The following is a 14,452-nucleotide window of genomic DNA, read 5'->3' on the forward strand; positions in this document are numbered from 1 at the left end:
CAGGCAGTGAACGCGAAATTATATAGGAAATAAAAAGGCATTAGAACCGTAAGCGATTCTTTTTTCATCTATTTTTTCTATTCCTTGTCATTCGGCAGAAAGGTTTTTTATCTTCGGCTATTTTACGCCACACACAAAAGGCCACACAAACCGCTTTTAGACGCTCTGAAACGAGGTAGCGAACAGTCCTTTTCGGTAGTGATTAAGTTCGTCAATCGACTCCAAAATGTCGTCCATCGCCAAATGACTGCCCTGTTTTTGATGGGCGCTATAGACCGCGGGCGCCCAACGTCGTGCCAACTCTTTTAAAGTACTGACATCCAAATTACGATAATGAAAAAACGCCTCCAATTGCGGCATATGTTCGACCATAAAACGGCGATCTTGGCAGATCGAATTACCACACATTGGTGATTTACCGGCCGGCACATAGTCGCTCAAAAACGCGATGGTCTGCTGCTGTGCTGCTTCCATGCTAATTTCACTGGCCTGAACACGTGCCGTCAGACCGGAATTACCATGATGCGTCACACACCAGTTATCCATCTTATCCAACTCACTTTGCGCGGTCTGAATCGCCAGAACAGGCCCCTTGGCAAGGATATTTAATTGACTGTCGGTGACCACCGTCGCAATCTCAATAATGGTGTGCTCTTTTGGATCCAGGCCGGTCATTTCCAAATCAATCCAAATTAAGTTGTTATCTGACTTCATATTTCTGCTCTTTTCCCTAAAATAGGCAGTTATCTTAACCCATAGGAACGATATCGTGATAATGAACTGGATTACCTCAGTGTTCTTGTTTGCACTGATTTTAAATTTATTGATTGAATTGTGGCTGAATGTCAAAAATCAATTTCACATCGGCTTGCACCGCGACAAGGTACCGACAGATTTTGCTTCGATAGTGAAACTGGACGACCATCAAAAAGCCGCGGACTACAGCCGCGCCAAACTTCAGCTAGGTCGTTTAGGGTTATTTTACGATGCGGCGATTATTCTGTTTATGACACTGGGTGGCGGCTTCCAAGACATCTATAATTTATGGGCTGCAAGCTCGCTCGATCCAATCTGGCGCGATGTGGCATTTTTACTCAGCACACTTTGGTTCTTATCGATTCTGCACCTGCCCTTCAGCATTATGAGCACCTTTAAAATCGAACAGCAGTTCGGCTTTAACAAAATGACTCCGGCAAAATTCGCCAGTGATTTAGTTAAACAGTGGTTACTTGGATTGGCACTTGGCCTACCAATTATCTGGGCGGTGGTTTCGATTATGAACGCTTATATCAATGACCTCTGGTGGCTATACACTTGGGTTGTCTGGATGGGCTTCCAACTGATCTTAATGTGGGCCTACCCAAAATGGATTGCGCCTCTGTTCAATAAATTCACTCCGTTAGAAGACGGCGAAATGAAACAGCGTATCGAGGCATTATTAGAACGCACCGGATTTGAATCGAATGGTGTATTCGTTATGGACGGTTCGTCACGTTCCGGTCACGGCAATGCCTATTTCACCGGCTTTGGCAAAAACAAGCGTATCGTGTTTTTCGATACTCTATTAGAGAAGCTCTCGCCAGAGGAAGTCGAAGCGGTGCTTGCCCATGAACTGGGGCATTTTAAACATGGACATATCAAAAAACGCTTAATCGAAGCCTCTTTAATGACCTTAGCAGCCTTAGCGTTATTAGGCTGGTTGGTGCAGCAGCCTCTGTTTTACAGTGGTTTAGGTATGAGCGTCGAATCGCCAGCCATCGCACTTCTGTTATTCATGACCGTGGTACCAATCCTGTTTTTCTTTCTTGGCCCAATTACCGCGATTAAAAGCCGTAAACATGAATTTGAAGCGGACGCTTTTGCCGCTCAGCACGTCGGCTCGCAACACCTCATTTCCGCGCTCTTAAAGCTATACCGCGACAACGCCAGCACCCTTACACCGGATGCAAGCTACTCGGCTTATCACGACAGTCATCCGCCGGCGAAAATACGCATTGACCATTTAAAAGCCCTACAAAATCAATAAGAGAGAATGGAGAAAAATATGAGTGAACCAACAGCTACCTTACAAAACTTATTAGCACAAAACTGCAGTGAAATTAGCCCGCAAGATAAACCGTTAATCATTCCGAGTATTGAAAGCAGTCTCAGCCACCTGCAAGGCTGGGATGCACCTTTAAACTATGCGTCAATTAAACGCACCTTTAATTTTAAAAACTATTATCAAACAGTCGCCTTCATCAATGCCGTCACTTACCTGGCGCAAAAGCAGAATCACCACCCGACCATTTGCTTTGGCTACAATCACTGTGAAATTACTTTGTGCACGCACGACATCAAAGGCCTAAGCAACAACGATATGATTATGGCCGCAAAAATTAATGCACTCTATGCCGACTGAGCGCATAATCAACCGCACTTTTTTTAAAGGAATGGCATGGCAAAACGTCGTTTAACTCAACAACAGAAGCGTCGCGTCAGCAGTCAACGCCAAAAACCCACAGAAAGCGGTGAGCTTAAAAGCGAAAGTGGCCAGCTCGGCGAAGAACGCAACGGCTTAGTCATTACCAGTTTTGGTAAGCGCGTACTTATTGAAGCCGATGGTGGCGACAATTACACTTGTAAAATTCGCCAACATCTTGGCAAATTGGTTGCCGGTGATAAGGTTATTTGGCGCACAGACATTGAATCTGGCACTGGCGTCGTGGAAAGTGTGCTACCGCGCACACATGAACTCAGTCGCCCAGGATTTCGTGGACAGACTCGCATGGTCGCGGCAAATATCGACTTTATCGGAATAGTCACACCTGTGGTTCCGGGCATTCATCCAGATATGATTGACCGTTATCTGGTTGGCGCAGAGCAACTCGGTATTCCAGCCATTATCATCTTAAATAAAACGGATTTATTAGACGATGATGAACATTGGGAAGCGGTCGCAGAACTGCTGACCCCCTATGACGAGATGGAGATTCCCTTAATTCCAGCGTCAACCGTTTCGCAACAAGGCCTCGATGAGTTGCAAGAATTTATGCAGGGAAAAAATTCGGTGTTTGTCGGGCCATCCGGGGCGGGAAAATCGTCACTGATTAATGCCTTAATCCCTGACTTAGACATTCGCGTTGGCGCGCTTTCCGAAGCCACTGGGCTTGGCAAGCACACCACCACTAACAGCATCTTGTACCACTTACCACCGCTGGCCGATGGCAGCTATGGTGGGAATTTAATCGACTCCCCAGGCGTACGGCAGTTTAATCCAATGCCCTGCAGTTTAAGCGAACTGGAAAGCTACTATCCCGACTTTGCCCCTCTTTTAGGGCAGTGCAAATTTAACAACTGCACGCACGGTCACGAACCGGAGTGTGCCATTAAGGCAGCGGTCGAATCCGGCGAAATCGCGTTCAGTCGCTATCAAAGTTTTCGTAGATTATTGGACGAGTTCAGCCAGCCTGCCAGCTAATCAAGCGATTTGTCGGTCATGGGAGCCGGTCTATAATCCAGCCACCCAAACCGACAAAACATACATCATACCCATTGACCCAAAGACCGCCACAACCCAAAACAAAACAAGCTTCCTCAGCGCTTGCGGTTTATCTATAAAACGCAACAGCAGCCAAGAAAGCACAGCCAAAACCAGCACCACCAGCCATAGGCGAATAATCATTAACATTCCAAAGCCCCTCTTGTTAAGTACGCAAGCATAGTATCAATTCGGTATGATTTTGGGCAAAAATTTAGGAAAGCCGCACACCATTATAAGTGCTATTCAAATAAGCGCTGGTTGGTTATGATTGCAAAACCTGACGAAGAAAAATCCGAAACCCTTAACAAAACACTGACAATTGAAGTGCAAAACCCCCATCCAAAAACCCTTAAAACACGCAAAATTCACATGTTAAAAACAACATTTAACAAACAAATATCTTAGGTTTTTCAAGGGTCTTGGCGCCTTATAAGAGTTCTCTTAACTTTTTAGCGATTAATTAACGCTTGCTCAAGTCTCTTACCTTGACTCAACTTGGCTTTTCGTATGTAATCTGCACCTAGGGAAAGATCCCGACCTTTTGTTAATGGTGCTTTTAGGAGAGTACAGTTATGAAAAACACAATTATTGCTCTAGCTGCGGCTGGTCTAGTTTCTTTTGGTGCAGCAGCTCAAGCTGGTGATGCAGCAGCTGGTCAAGCAGCTTACGCGACTTGTGCAGGTTGTCACGGTGGTGCTGGTGAAGGTGGTGTAGGTCCTAAACTAGCTGGTCAAGCGACTGCTGACGTTGTTTCTAAGCTTCAAAAATACAAAGCTGGTGAACAAGTTGGTCCTATGACTTCTATGATGGCTCCAATGGCTGCTGGTCTTTCTGACGCAGACATGGAAAACATCGCTGCTTACGTTGCTGGTCTATAATTTAAACCGGTAGTAGCGTTAAAAACCGCTCTTTATGGGCGGTTTTTTTATGCCTATTTTTGACCAAATCAACTCAACTCGGTATTGATTTACCGTTAAAGTATAGCAGAGCGATGCCATTACCAAGCATTTCTACTTGATTTACGGCCAAGCAACGCTTAAAGTTTTGTTGTTAAATTATCAGTAAACTCCAATATAAGGGCTTTCCTATGAAAAAAATTATCCTAGCAGCCGCCGCAACGACCCTACTTGCTTCAACCGCTATGAGCGCCCACGCAGCGCCCGCTAAAGCCGCAACTTGTGTTGGTTGTCACGGTGCAGACGGCAATAGCATGGTGCCAAACTTCCCTAAGCTGGCCGGTCAGCACGCCTCTTACCTAGAAAAGCAGTTAAAAGACTTCCGTGATGGTTTTCGTAAAGACGCGACTATGGCTCCTTTTGCCAAAAGCCTAACCGACGACGAAATCAAAGAACTGGCGGCATTCTACGCAAGCCAACCGGCCAAGTAATCACGCTTGCTGTTGGTAAAAAAGTATAAAAAAAGGCGCTTTTCGAAAGCGCCTTTTTTAATTTACTGAAGCGTAAAGTTTACAGCAGAACCTTTTCCACCCCACCGTTTTTCAAGGTATCGGTAAACTGCTTTTTCCAATTATCACCGTTCAAGTTTTTCGCCAACTCGACCACAATGTAATCCGTTTTTAGACCTGTTTCGTTTTCATAACGATTTAAGCCTTGCTGACAAGCTGGACAAGAGGTAAGTAACTTAACATTGCCATCTTTAGCTTGGTCTTCTCCCGTCAATTCCTGTATCCCTTTTTTCAACTCAATTGCCTTACGGAAACGTAACTGGGTCGAAATATCTGGACGTGCGGTTGCTAAGGTGCCCGCTTCGGAACAACAACGGTCATTTAACTGCACCTCATCGGTTTTCAACAAATCCTTAGCCACTGAAGTACCGTCTTTCAGCTTCATCGGATCGTGACATGGCGCATGGTAAAGATACTTTGTGCCTGTCGCGCTCTCTAAAGCAACCCCTTTTTCTTGCAGATACTCGTGAATATCCAGCAAACGACAACCCGGGAAAATACGCTCAAACTCATATTTCAACAGTTGGTCCATACAGGTACCGCAAGAAACAATCACCGTTTTGATGTCCAGATAGTTCAAGGTATTAGCGACACGGTGGAACAACGCACGGTTCTCTGCAGTAATCTGCGCCCCTTTATCGGCTTGCCCTGCTGCGGTTTGCGGATAACCGCAGCACAGATAGCCGGGCGGTAAAACCGTTTGGGCACCGGTTTCCGAAAGCATGGCAATGGTTGCCAAACCAATATCACTAAACAGACGTTCAGAACCACAACCAGGGAAATAGAAGACCGCATCCGACTCTTCTGAAACCTTGTTCGGATTCGAAATAATCGGCACCATATTGCTCTCTTCCAAGCCAAGCAATTTACGCATGGTAGGCTGATTTGGCCCAGTATTCAGGGGTTTACGTACAAAATTGATGACCTGCTGCTGGACCGGAGCAATCTTAGAGGTTTTATGCGGAATTTCTTCCGTCGAACTTTTATTCACCAATCCAAACGACTTGGCAACATTATGCCCAAGGGTAATCATATTTGCGCTCCAACCAATCATGGTCTTACGCATCAAATTGATACTGGTCGGGTTGGTTGTATTCAAAAAGAACAAGGCCGCTTTGGTAGTCAAAGAGAAGCGCTTTTTGCCCATATTGGTCAAAATATTGCGCATCCGAATCGAGACATCACCAAAATCGATATTCACCGGACAAGGGTTAGCACATTTATGACAAGTGGTACAGTGATCGCCGATGTCGTTCATCGCCTCAAAGTGTTGCAGAGAAATACCGCGACGCGTCTGCTCTTCATACAAGAAAGCTTCAATCACCTGACCGGTCGCCAATATTTTATTACGCGGCGAATAGAGCAAATTAGCGCGCGGAATATGCGTTTGGCAGACCGGTTTACATTTACCGCAACGCAAACAGTCTTTAATGTCGTTATTGAGTTCGTCGAGCTCACTGGCTTCAAGAATAATCGCTTCTTGCTGAACCAAGCTCAAGGATGGCGTATAGGCATTCTGTAAACCCGAACCCGGCATCAACTTTCCTTTATTAAAGTGATGATTCGGGTCTACGTCCGCTTTATATTTGACAAAGGCATCAATCTTGGCCTGCTCCAAATACTGGATTTTGGTCAAACCAATGCCATGTTCGCCAGAAATGACACCACCCAAACGGTGCGCGATTTCCATAATTCGGTCGACCAATTTATCCGCTTGATGCACCATCACATAATTACCCGAATGCACCGGAATATTGGTGTGAATATTGCCGTCACCTGCGTGCATATGCAATGCAACAAAGAGACGTGCATTACGAATTTCAGCGTGTATCGTATCCAAACGTTCCAATACCGCTTCAAAATCAAAGCCCATTAAGGTCTGTTCGATAAACGCTTTGAGCTCGGTTTTATAACTCACGCGAATATCGCGGCGCAAAAAGAGGTCTAAAATACGATCACCTTCACGCAAGACGGCCGCCTCTAAGTCTGGAAGTAAATCCAAATGCTCACTGACCGGTTGCGTCAGGTTAATCAACAGCGATTTCCAACGCACGCGTAAATTATGCAAATGGGTCTGGATTGTCGTTAAGCGGTTTTTGAAGTAGTCGGCATTGCGTCCGGCTGCATTTTCAAAATCGTCTTCTTGCGTAAACTCGGGAATCTCACCATTAAAGTAGGCTTGGAAAGATTCCAAAACCTCAAGCTTATTGGCAATCGACATCTCAATATTAATGCGCTCGATTTCGCTGTTGTATTCATTTAAGCGCTCTAGCGGGATCACCACGTCTTCGTTAATTTTAAACGCATTGGTGTGAGCGGAAATCGCCGCCGTACGAGAACGGTCTAACCAGAAACGTTTACGCGCTTCTTCGGTGACCGCAACAAAACCTTCGGCGTTACGTTTGACTGCAAGCTCGACGATTTCTTTACAGGTATTGGCGACTTCAAAACCGTTTTCGCCGCAAATATCGGCCAACAAAATCATTTTTGGCAGCTCTTTGCGATCCGCTTTGGTGTTGTATTTCACCGCACGAATATAACGCTCATCCAAATGCTCCAAACCGGCCAACAGGATACCTTGAGGCTTTTTCGATTCGACATAGTCAATGATTTCAACAATCGCCGGAACAGCCAAGCTTAAATCTGTACCGAAAAACTCCAAACAGATGGTTCGGGTAAAGCTCGGCATGCGATGCACAATAAAACGTGCCGAAGTGATAATCCCGTCACAACCCTCTTTTTGCACACCCGGAAGACCGCTTAAAAATTTATCCGTAACATCTTTTCCCAGACCGGCTTGACGGAAAGCAGAACCCGGAATTTGTAATAATTCACTTTCTCCGATTTGCGTCTGGCCGTCTTTTTCAAAACGACGGATTTCAAACTCGACCGTATGCTGATCTTGCAGCTTACCAAGGTTGTGATTAATGCGATGCACTTCCAACCATTGCGCATCTGGCGTGACCATTTTCCAAGACGCAAGGTTATCCAGAGTCGTGCCCCACAGCACCGCTTTTTTACCTCCGGCATTCATCGAAATATTTCCGCCGATGGTCGAGGCGTCTTGCGAGGTCGGATCGACCGCAAAAGTATAACCAAATCGCTCCGCCTGCTCGGAAACCCGACGCGTCACCACGCCGGCGCCGGTTCGAATCGTGGCCACTTTCCCGATTTTTGGTAGGTCTTGCTGTTCAACCAAACTCATAAATTCAAGTTTTTCAGTATTCAATACAGCAGTATGCTCATGCAATGGAATTGCCCCACCGGTATAGCCGGTACCGCCGCCGCGTGGAATCATGGTAAGACCCAATTCAATACACGCCTCGACAATCTCAACCGTCTCTTGTTCAGTATCGGGAGAAATCACCAACAAAGGCAACTCAACACGCCAGTCGGTCGCATCTGTCGCGTGAGAAACGCGCGCAAGCCCGCTAAAATCGATATTGTCGTCACGCGTCACTTTACGCAAACGTTTGCGCACTTTATCGCGTAATGCCAAGGTATCGGGAAACCAAGCAGCAAACTTGTGAACCGCTTTAGCCACTTCTGCCGTTAAGTCGGCGGCCATTTGGTTGCCATCTAAACGCTTTTCAACTTCGTTGATGCGATGCTGTAAAGCACTTATCAAGGCATCTAAACGCTTGCTGTTATTCAGCAAATCATTCTGAATATACGGATTACGCGTTACCACCCACATATCGCCCAAAACTTCAAACAGCATACGAGCTGAACGTCCGGTATTTCGTTCTTCACGCAACGTCTCGACCATCTGCCAACCAGATTCGCCTAAAAATCTGCGGACGATTTCCTTGTCAGAGAATGAGGTGTAGTTGTATGGTATTTCACGAATACGTTTGTTCGGAAGCATTGCATTAACCTGTATTAAATTGAGTAAAATTTAGGGGCTATTTTAATCGCTGAGGCGATTTAAGAGTTTTTAAATTCACGTTATTTATAAGTACATAAGGCGCTTAACTGTTTTTGTTAAACGCCTATGCAAACCAACGGATCTTTTGCAGTAAAAAGATATTTACTGAATACGTTTTTTCTGCGTTTTTTTCTTTTTCTTACGCTTGCGCATCAAGGCATCGGCTTTCGCGCGCTCATCCATGCGATTCTCAAATTTGGGTTTCGCCTTACGTCCTTCAAATGGGTTTTCGGTGGTTTTGTATTCAATCATCACCGGTGTGCCTGTCCATTTAAACGCCTTGCGGAACACATTTGTCAAATAACGTGTATAGCCTTCCGAAAGCTTATCAACCTGATTACCATGCACAATAACACGCGGCGGATTCAAACCACCTAAGTGTGCGTAACGTAATTTTACGCGACGACCGGCAATCAACGGTGGCTGATGCTCCAACACAGCTTGTTCTAATACACGGTTTAAATCTGAAGTTGAAATACGTTTAAAGGCAGCCGTATGAACTTGCTGAATGGTCTTAAATAGATCACCTACACCACTACCGTGTAAAGCAGAGATCAGATGTTGCTTCGCATATTCCACAAACTGCAAGCGGCGCACCAACTCGGCTTTCACCTTTTCGCGCTGATAAGCGGTTAAGTTATCCCATTTGTTGACCGCCAATACCAAACCACGCCCAGATTCAATCGCCAACCCGATTAGGGTTAAATCTTGGTCAGTCAATCCTTCGGAACCGTCAATCACCAGCACCACGACGTGCGACTGCTCCATCGCCTCAATGGCTTTTACTATCGAAAATTTTTCAATTTTTTCTTTGATGTTCTTACGGCGGCGAACCCCTGCGGTATCAATCAAGGTATAAGACTCGCCATCGCGCTCAAAAGGCACAAAAATACTGTCTCGCGTCGTACCCGGCATATCGAATGCGACCACTCGCTCTTCACCAATCATTCGATTAATCAGCGTCGACTTGCCGACATTTGGCCGTCCAATAACGGCGACACGCACACCCGGCTGTTCGTCCAAATCGAAGTCATCAATTTGCTCTTTTGGCGGAATTTTCGGCAAAATCGAATTAATCGCTTGCTCAACATTGTCGCCATGCGCCGATGAAATGGCCATTGGATCGCCCATGCCTAATTTAAAAAATTCGGCTTTCGCTATTTCATGGTCAAAACCTTCGGCTTTGTTGACCAATACCAGTACCGGCTTATCGAACAAACGTACGTAGTTGGCAATTTGCTCGTCGGCCGGCAAAATACCTTGGCGACCATCAACCAAAAAAAGAACCGCATCCGCCTCGTCCAATGCGGCACGAACCTGGCCGGCCATTAGCGGATCAACACCTTCCGTTTCGCCACTCAAACCACCAGTATCGACCACAATATAAGGTTGCGAACCCAAGCGGCCAGTACCATACTGCCGGTCACGGGTTAAACCAGGATAATCTGCAACAATCGCATCACGACTGCGGGTTAAACGGTTAAATAGCGTAGATTTCCCTACGTTTGGACGCCCTACCAGAGCGATAATCGGTTTACTCATGTTGCATGACTCTTTTGCATGTCTTATAGGGTGGCGGCACTTGCCAACACGCCAACCACGCTTAAAATTAAAACACCACTCAATCTAAATTGAGCGGTGTTAGTAATGTCTAGATGTTAAATTGGGATAACTGGCTCTAGTACCAAGTATCACCATATTTTGCACGGAACTGTGCAAGGTTCGATGGACGGACTTTATAACGACTTATCATACCGCTACCGTCGAACACATAAATAATCTCACCATCCACTTCGACACGAACGATTTTATCGCCATCACCATATTCGTTACTGTGCTGAAAACGAGATTGCTCAGTCCCCTGCAGTTTATTAAACCAGTGCAAATAACCCCAACTATCGGTGACCAACAGTTGATTTTGATACATTGCCAAATCGCCGATAAATCGATTTTTCATCGACTGCTGTTTCCACAACTGCGCGCCAGATTTGGCATCAAAAGCGTAGAGCACATCGTTCTCATCTACTAGGTAAACCGCCTGCTCATCAATCACAAAATCACGTAAACCGGAGACCTCTTTTAAAAAGATAAAGTTGCCGTTAGCCGGATTTATCGCCGCTAATTTGCCATGGTATCCTAGCGCGTACAAAACACCGTCACGCAGCTGTAAATTAGCCTGCACGTCAACCATGCGTTCTAAATCGGTACGACCCGCTGGAATCGCAATACGCGCTTCCCACTGTAGCTCGCCGGAGACTGTAGAGAGGGCTTGCACAATGCCCGTTTCCCAAGCGACAAACACAAAATCTTCCGTTGGCAACACTTGCGGTGCACCACGCAAACTCAAACTTGGCATCTGATGTTCTGCGACCCAAATAACCTTGCCATCACGGCGGTTCAATGAATACACCTTACCATCTACAGTACGGGTGAAAACCGCGTTGTCAAACACAACCGGCTTGCTCAGAATTTCACTGGAAAGCTGCACTTGCCATTGCAGTTCACCGGTGCGAGGATTCAACGCTTTTAAACGCCCTTTTGCTGTGCCGACATACAGGTTACTGCCATCCAACGTTGGGCCAGCAGTAATGACTTCATCCAAACGACTTTCCCAAGCCACTTGGTCTGTCCAACGGCTCTGATTGTCTTTTTGCAGCGCCGTAACAAAACCTTGTGAATTTGCGACAAAGACGCGCTCTGGCGATTGCTCGATTGTCAAACCGCGAGTGTCGCCATTCGGCATAGCGACTTGTGCCACTTGCCACTGCAAATCCATCGTTAGCTCAGAATCCAATGCGGCTTTCGGTGGTTCTTCCAATTTTATGGTCGAAGAACACGCAGCCAAAGCGCTGCTCATAAAAATCACAGCAAAGAGTTTTGACGGAGAAGCTTTCATTGTTTTCCTTTTGCTTGCACGAAGAGTGCATTTTTTAATCGTTTTGATTGCGGCTTTAAGTTAAGACGCCGCGATTATAAACAATCCACCGATATAAAAACTGGGCCGAGTATGAATAAGCAGGCGAGCGAACTTACTGAACCAAATCATCCAATTGAATTTGCGCCAAACCGCGCAGCGTATCTTCCGCTGCTGGATTGTCGGTTACCGCCTTAAAAGCCACACGCGCCGCATCAGACTGCTGTTGTAATAAGGCCAAAACACCAACGGCGTAATCCACATTCGCTTGCTGACCCGCACTCAGTTTGGTTTTTGTTAGCTGATCTAATGTACCTTGCGCCTTATCAAACGCTTTTTGATCAAGATACAAACGCACCAAACGCAATTGCGCCACCGCTTTAATTTCAATGTCTTTCGCGTTACTGACGACCCAATCAAACTTTTCAATTGCGTTGTCAATTTTACCGTTATCCAACTCAAATTTAGCGTACATCAATGCAGCCGCCGCCGCATAAGGGCTTTCTGGCGATTCTTGCATCAACTTTAGAGCCTCACGCGACACTTCACCAAAAGTGCCACGTTCAGCATTAATCTGCAAGGCTTCAAACGTAGAAGACGCATTGGCTTTAGAAACATACTCTGAATTACTCCAGTAGCGCCACCCCGAGAATGCGAGCACAACCACAAGAACCGCACTTAGTAATGCGGTGCCATTCTTTTTCCACCATGATTTGATGGCATCAATTTGTTCTTCTTCGGTTTCATAACGACTCATGCAAAGTCCCTTTCTGAAAATAACATAATGTAAAATTTGATTTAATTTAGCTTTGTACCGATGAACTCAACCAGATCATCCCAAGCCACCGTCTCTTGCGGGGAATCATCGCGCAATGGCTTAACAGCCGCCACCCTCTGCGCAACTTCTTGATCACCTAGCACGATAGCTAAAGCAGCGCCGGATTTATCCGCTTTTTTAAACTGACTTTTAACACTGCCGCCGCCGATATTCATTTGCACATTGGCGTGTGGAAAAGCGTCACGCAGCGACTCTGCCAACACCATTCCCGGGCGCGTCACTTGCTCACCAAACAACACCACAAAAAGATCCGCCTGACGTTGTGCCGGCACCAAATTCTTATCCAAAAGCAGCGCAGCCAAACGCTCGATTCCCATCGCGAATCCGACTGCCGGCGCGGCTTTACCGCCGATTTGTTCAATCAAACCGTCATACCGGCCACCGGCACAGACCGTACCTTGTGCACCTAATTCAGTGGTAACCCATTCAAACACTGTGCGATTGTAATAATCTAAACCGCGCACCAAATTGGGATTAACAACGTACTCAATTCCACAGTCATCCAAGTGCGCTTTAACCTCGGCAAAATGCGCTTGCGATGCCTCATCCAAGTGCTCAATCAACTTTGGCGCTTTGGCGATAATATCCGCCATTTCCGGATTCTTACTATCCAAAATACGCAATGGATTGGTGTGCAGACGACGCAATGAATCCTCATCCAAACGGTCTTGGTATTGACTCAAGTAATTCACCAAAATATCGCGATAAGCCGCACGTGCTTCAATTGAACCCAGACTATTAATCTGCAGCTCAAGATTATCTAAACCAATTTGCTCCCACAAACGTGCACTTAAAACAATCAATTCAGCATCAATTTGCGCATCCGCCAATCCAAAAACTTCAACACCAAATTGGTGAAACTGGCGATAACGCCCTTTTTGTGGACGCTCGTAACGAAACATCGGCCCAGTATAATAAAGTTTTTGAACTTGATTGTGAGTCAAACCATTCTCAATCACCGCACGCACACAACCCGCGGTGCCTTCCGGACGCAATGTCAAACTATCGCCATTTCGGTCAGCAAAGGTATACATCTCTTTTTCGACAATGTCGGTCACTTCGCCAATGGAACGCGCAAACAACTCCGTCTTTTCAACAATCGGCAAACGAATCGAATGATAGCCGTATTGCTGCATGACCGCTTCGGCATTGGAAATCAAAAAGTCAAAAGCTTCCGCATCAGTTGCGTATATATCATTCATGCCGCGAATGGCGGTAATTTTGTTTGCCATAAAGTTACTCAGTTATCGGTTTGAAAAATGGATGATTATCGATTATTGCGCGCTCGAATCCGTGCTGCTACCAGGACTTTGAATAGGACTCAACAACTGCGCCTCCGGCTGTGGGGATGGCTGCGATGTGGTATTTTTTGGCCATAGCAACCATAGCAATAATGCCACCACAGCAATGCCGAGGAGATAAATAAAAGAACGACCAGCCGGACGCGCAAAAAACGGCTTCTTATCGTCAAAACTGTAATAACGCTGCACAGAATGCAAATCGCTAACCACTTGATTACTTGGAAAATAGTGCTCAATCTGTTCCGTTGGGATATTCAACATAGCCGCGTAGTTACGTACATATCCTCGTTCAAACGGGGTCATGGTCGTTGGCTCTAAGTCGTCACTTTCTAGTCGACTAAGCTGCTGTAGAGACATATTTAGCTGACTGGATACCGTATCAAGGGTTAAGTGTTGCGCTTCACGTGTTTGGCGCAACAACACATTTAAAGCCATGGTATCAATGCTTTGTTCTGACGCCATTCGTTCAACTTCTCTCATACA

At 46.0% G+C, this 14,452-nt stretch carries 13 protein-coding genes; 5 read left to right on the top strand and 8 right to left on the bottom strand.

Features of this window, described 5'->3' with window-relative positions:
* Positions 1 to 156: 156 nt before the first annotated feature.
* On the bottom strand, positions 157 to 714 hold the full coding sequence (orn, locus tag HRR27_RS09385; protein ID WP_173273102.1) for an oligoribonuclease: 558 nt from the start codon (positions 712 to 714) through the stop codon (positions 157 to 159).
* Positions 715 to 775: 61 nt separating this feature from the next.
* Here orn and HRR27_RS09390 point away from each other — a divergent pair, with 61 nt between their 5' ends.
* From HRR27_RS09390 to rsgA, 3 genes are read left to right on the top strand one after another with little or no spacing between them, the layout of a single operon-like run.
* Positions 776 to 2,026: a M48 family metallopeptidase gene (locus HRR27_RS09390; protein ID WP_173273104.1), complete on the top strand. Its 1,251-nt coding sequence runs from the start codon at positions 776 to 778 to the stop codon at positions 2,024 to 2,026.
* Positions 2,027 to 2,044: 18 nt separating this feature from the next.
* Positions 2,045 to 2,401: a 4a-hydroxytetrahydrobiopterin dehydratase gene (locus tag HRR27_RS09395; RefSeq protein WP_173273106.1), complete on the top strand. Its 357-nt coding sequence runs from the start codon at positions 2,045 to 2,047 to the stop codon at positions 2,399 to 2,401.
* A 36-nt stretch (positions 2,402 to 2,437) separates the two neighbouring features.
* Entirely contained in the window at positions 2,438 to 3,460 is a 1,023-nt protein-coding gene (gene rsgA / locus HRR27_RS09400; protein ID WP_173273108.1) for a ribosome small subunit-dependent GTPase A, read from the top strand.
* Positions 3,461 to 3,490: 30 nt separating this feature from the next.
* Here rsgA and HRR27_RS09405 read toward each other — a convergent pair whose 3' ends face one another.
* A complete protein-coding gene (locus tag HRR27_RS09405) occupies positions 3,491 to 3,670 on the bottom strand; it encodes a hypothetical protein (RefSeq protein WP_173273110.1) in 180 nt (59 codons plus the stop codon).
* A 425-nt stretch (positions 3,671 to 4,095) separates the two neighbouring features.
* Here HRR27_RS09405 and HRR27_RS09410 point away from each other — a divergent pair, with 425 nt between their 5' ends.
* Together HRR27_RS09410 and HRR27_RS09415 are read left to right on the top strand one after the other, a co-directional pair.
* Positions 4,096 to 4,401 carry a c-type cytochrome gene (locus HRR27_RS09410; protein WP_173273113.1) on the top strand — a complete coding sequence of 102 codons (306 nt, stop codon included), beginning with the start codon at positions 4,096 to 4,098 and terminating at the stop codon, positions 4,399 to 4,401.
* Positions 4,402 to 4,610: 209 nt separating this feature from the next.
* Complete coding sequence (locus HRR27_RS09415) at positions 4,611 to 4,910, top strand: c-type cytochrome (protein ID WP_173273116.1); 300 nt, start codon at positions 4,611 to 4,613, stop codon at positions 4,908 to 4,910.
* Positions 4,911 to 4,989: 79 nt separating this feature from the next.
* Here HRR27_RS09415 and HRR27_RS09420 read toward each other — a convergent pair whose 3' ends face one another.
* From HRR27_RS09420 to HRR27_RS09445, 6 genes are all read right to left on the bottom strand, one after another.
* Positions 4,990 to 8,856 (bottom strand): DUF3683 domain-containing protein, encoded by a 3,867-nt coding sequence (locus HRR27_RS09420; RefSeq protein ID WP_173273119.1) that lies wholly within the window; start codon positions 8,854 to 8,856, stop codon positions 4,990 to 4,992.
* A gap of 162 nt (positions 8,857 to 9,018) precedes the next feature.
* On the bottom strand, positions 9,019 to 10,458 hold the full coding sequence (gene der, locus HRR27_RS09425) for a ribosome biogenesis GTPase Der (protein ID WP_173273122.1): 1,440 nt from the start codon (positions 10,456 to 10,458) through the stop codon (positions 9,019 to 9,021).
* A 136-nt stretch (positions 10,459 to 10,594) separates the two neighbouring features.
* A complete protein-coding gene (gene bamB / locus HRR27_RS09430; protein WP_173273124.1) occupies positions 10,595 to 11,812 on the bottom strand; it encodes an outer membrane protein assembly factor BamB in 1,218 nt (405 codons plus the stop codon).
* A gap of 133 nt (positions 11,813 to 11,945) precedes the next feature.
* Entirely contained in the window at positions 11,946 to 12,587 is a 642-nt protein-coding gene (locus tag HRR27_RS09435) for a YfgM family protein (protein WP_173273127.1), read from the bottom strand.
* A gap of 41 nt (positions 12,588 to 12,628) precedes the next feature.
* Complete coding sequence (gene hisS, locus HRR27_RS09440) at positions 12,629 to 13,900, bottom strand: histidine--tRNA ligase (protein ID WP_173273129.1); 1,272 nt, start codon at positions 13,898 to 13,900, stop codon at positions 12,629 to 12,631.
* Between the two features lie 42 nt (positions 13,901 to 13,942).
* Positions 13,943 to 14,449, bottom strand: coding sequence for a helix-turn-helix domain-containing protein (locus HRR27_RS09445; RefSeq protein ID WP_173273131.1), 507 nt, complete (start codon positions 14,447 to 14,449; stop codon positions 13,943 to 13,945).
* Positions 14,450 to 14,452: the final 3 nt, after the last annotated feature.

Source organism: Thiosulfatimonas sediminis (assembly GCF_011398355.1).
In the GTDB taxonomy this organism is placed as follows: domain Bacteria; phylum Pseudomonadota; class Gammaproteobacteria; order Thiomicrospirales; family Thiomicrospiraceae; genus Thiomicrorhabdus; species Thiomicrorhabdus sediminis_A.

Excerpts from the sequence above, each read along its gene's own strand:
- HRR27_RS09410 (WP_173273113.1), top strand. The coding sequence starts at position 4,096 with ATGAAAAACACAATTATTGCTCTAGCTGCGGCTGGTCTAGTTTCTTTT.
- HRR27_RS09405 (WP_173273110.1), bottom strand. The coding sequence starts at position 3,670 with ATGTTAATGATTATTCGCCTATGGCTGGTGGTGCTGGTTTTGGCTGTG.
- hisS (WP_173273129.1), bottom strand. The coding sequence starts at position 13,900 with ATGGCAAACAAAATTACCGCCATTCGCGGCATGAATGATATATACGCA.
- HRR27_RS09445 (WP_173273131.1), bottom strand. The coding sequence starts at position 14,449 with ATGAGAGAAGTTGAACGAATGGCGTCAGAACAAAGCATTGATACCATG.
- HRR27_RS09420 (WP_173273119.1), bottom strand. The coding sequence starts at position 8,856 with ATGCTTCCGAACAAACGTATTCGTGAAATACCATACAACTACACCTCA.
- der (WP_173273122.1), bottom strand. The coding sequence starts at position 10,458 with ATGAGTAAACCGATTATCGCTCTGGTAGGGCGTCCAAACGTAGGGAAA.
- bamB (WP_173273124.1), bottom strand. The coding sequence starts at position 11,812 with ATGAAAGCTTCTCCGTCAAAACTCTTTGCTGTGATTTTTATGAGCAGC.
- HRR27_RS09435 (WP_173273127.1), bottom strand. The coding sequence starts at position 12,587 with ATGAGTCGTTATGAAACCGAAGAAGAACAAATTGATGCCATCAAATCA.
- orn (WP_173273102.1), bottom strand. The coding sequence starts at position 714 with ATGAAGTCAGATAACAACTTAATTTGGATTGATTTGGAAATGACCGGC.
- rsgA (WP_173273108.1), top strand. The coding sequence starts at position 2,438 with ATGGCAAAACGTCGTTTAACTCAACAACAGAAGCGTCGCGTCAGCAGT.
- HRR27_RS09390 (WP_173273104.1), top strand. The coding sequence starts at position 776 with ATGAACTGGATTACCTCAGTGTTCTTGTTTGCACTGATTTTAAATTTA.
- HRR27_RS09395 (WP_173273106.1), top strand. The coding sequence starts at position 2,045 with ATGAGTGAACCAACAGCTACCTTACAAAACTTATTAGCACAAAACTGC.
- HRR27_RS09415 (WP_173273116.1), top strand. The coding sequence starts at position 4,611 with ATGAAAAAAATTATCCTAGCAGCCGCCGCAACGACCCTACTTGCTTCA.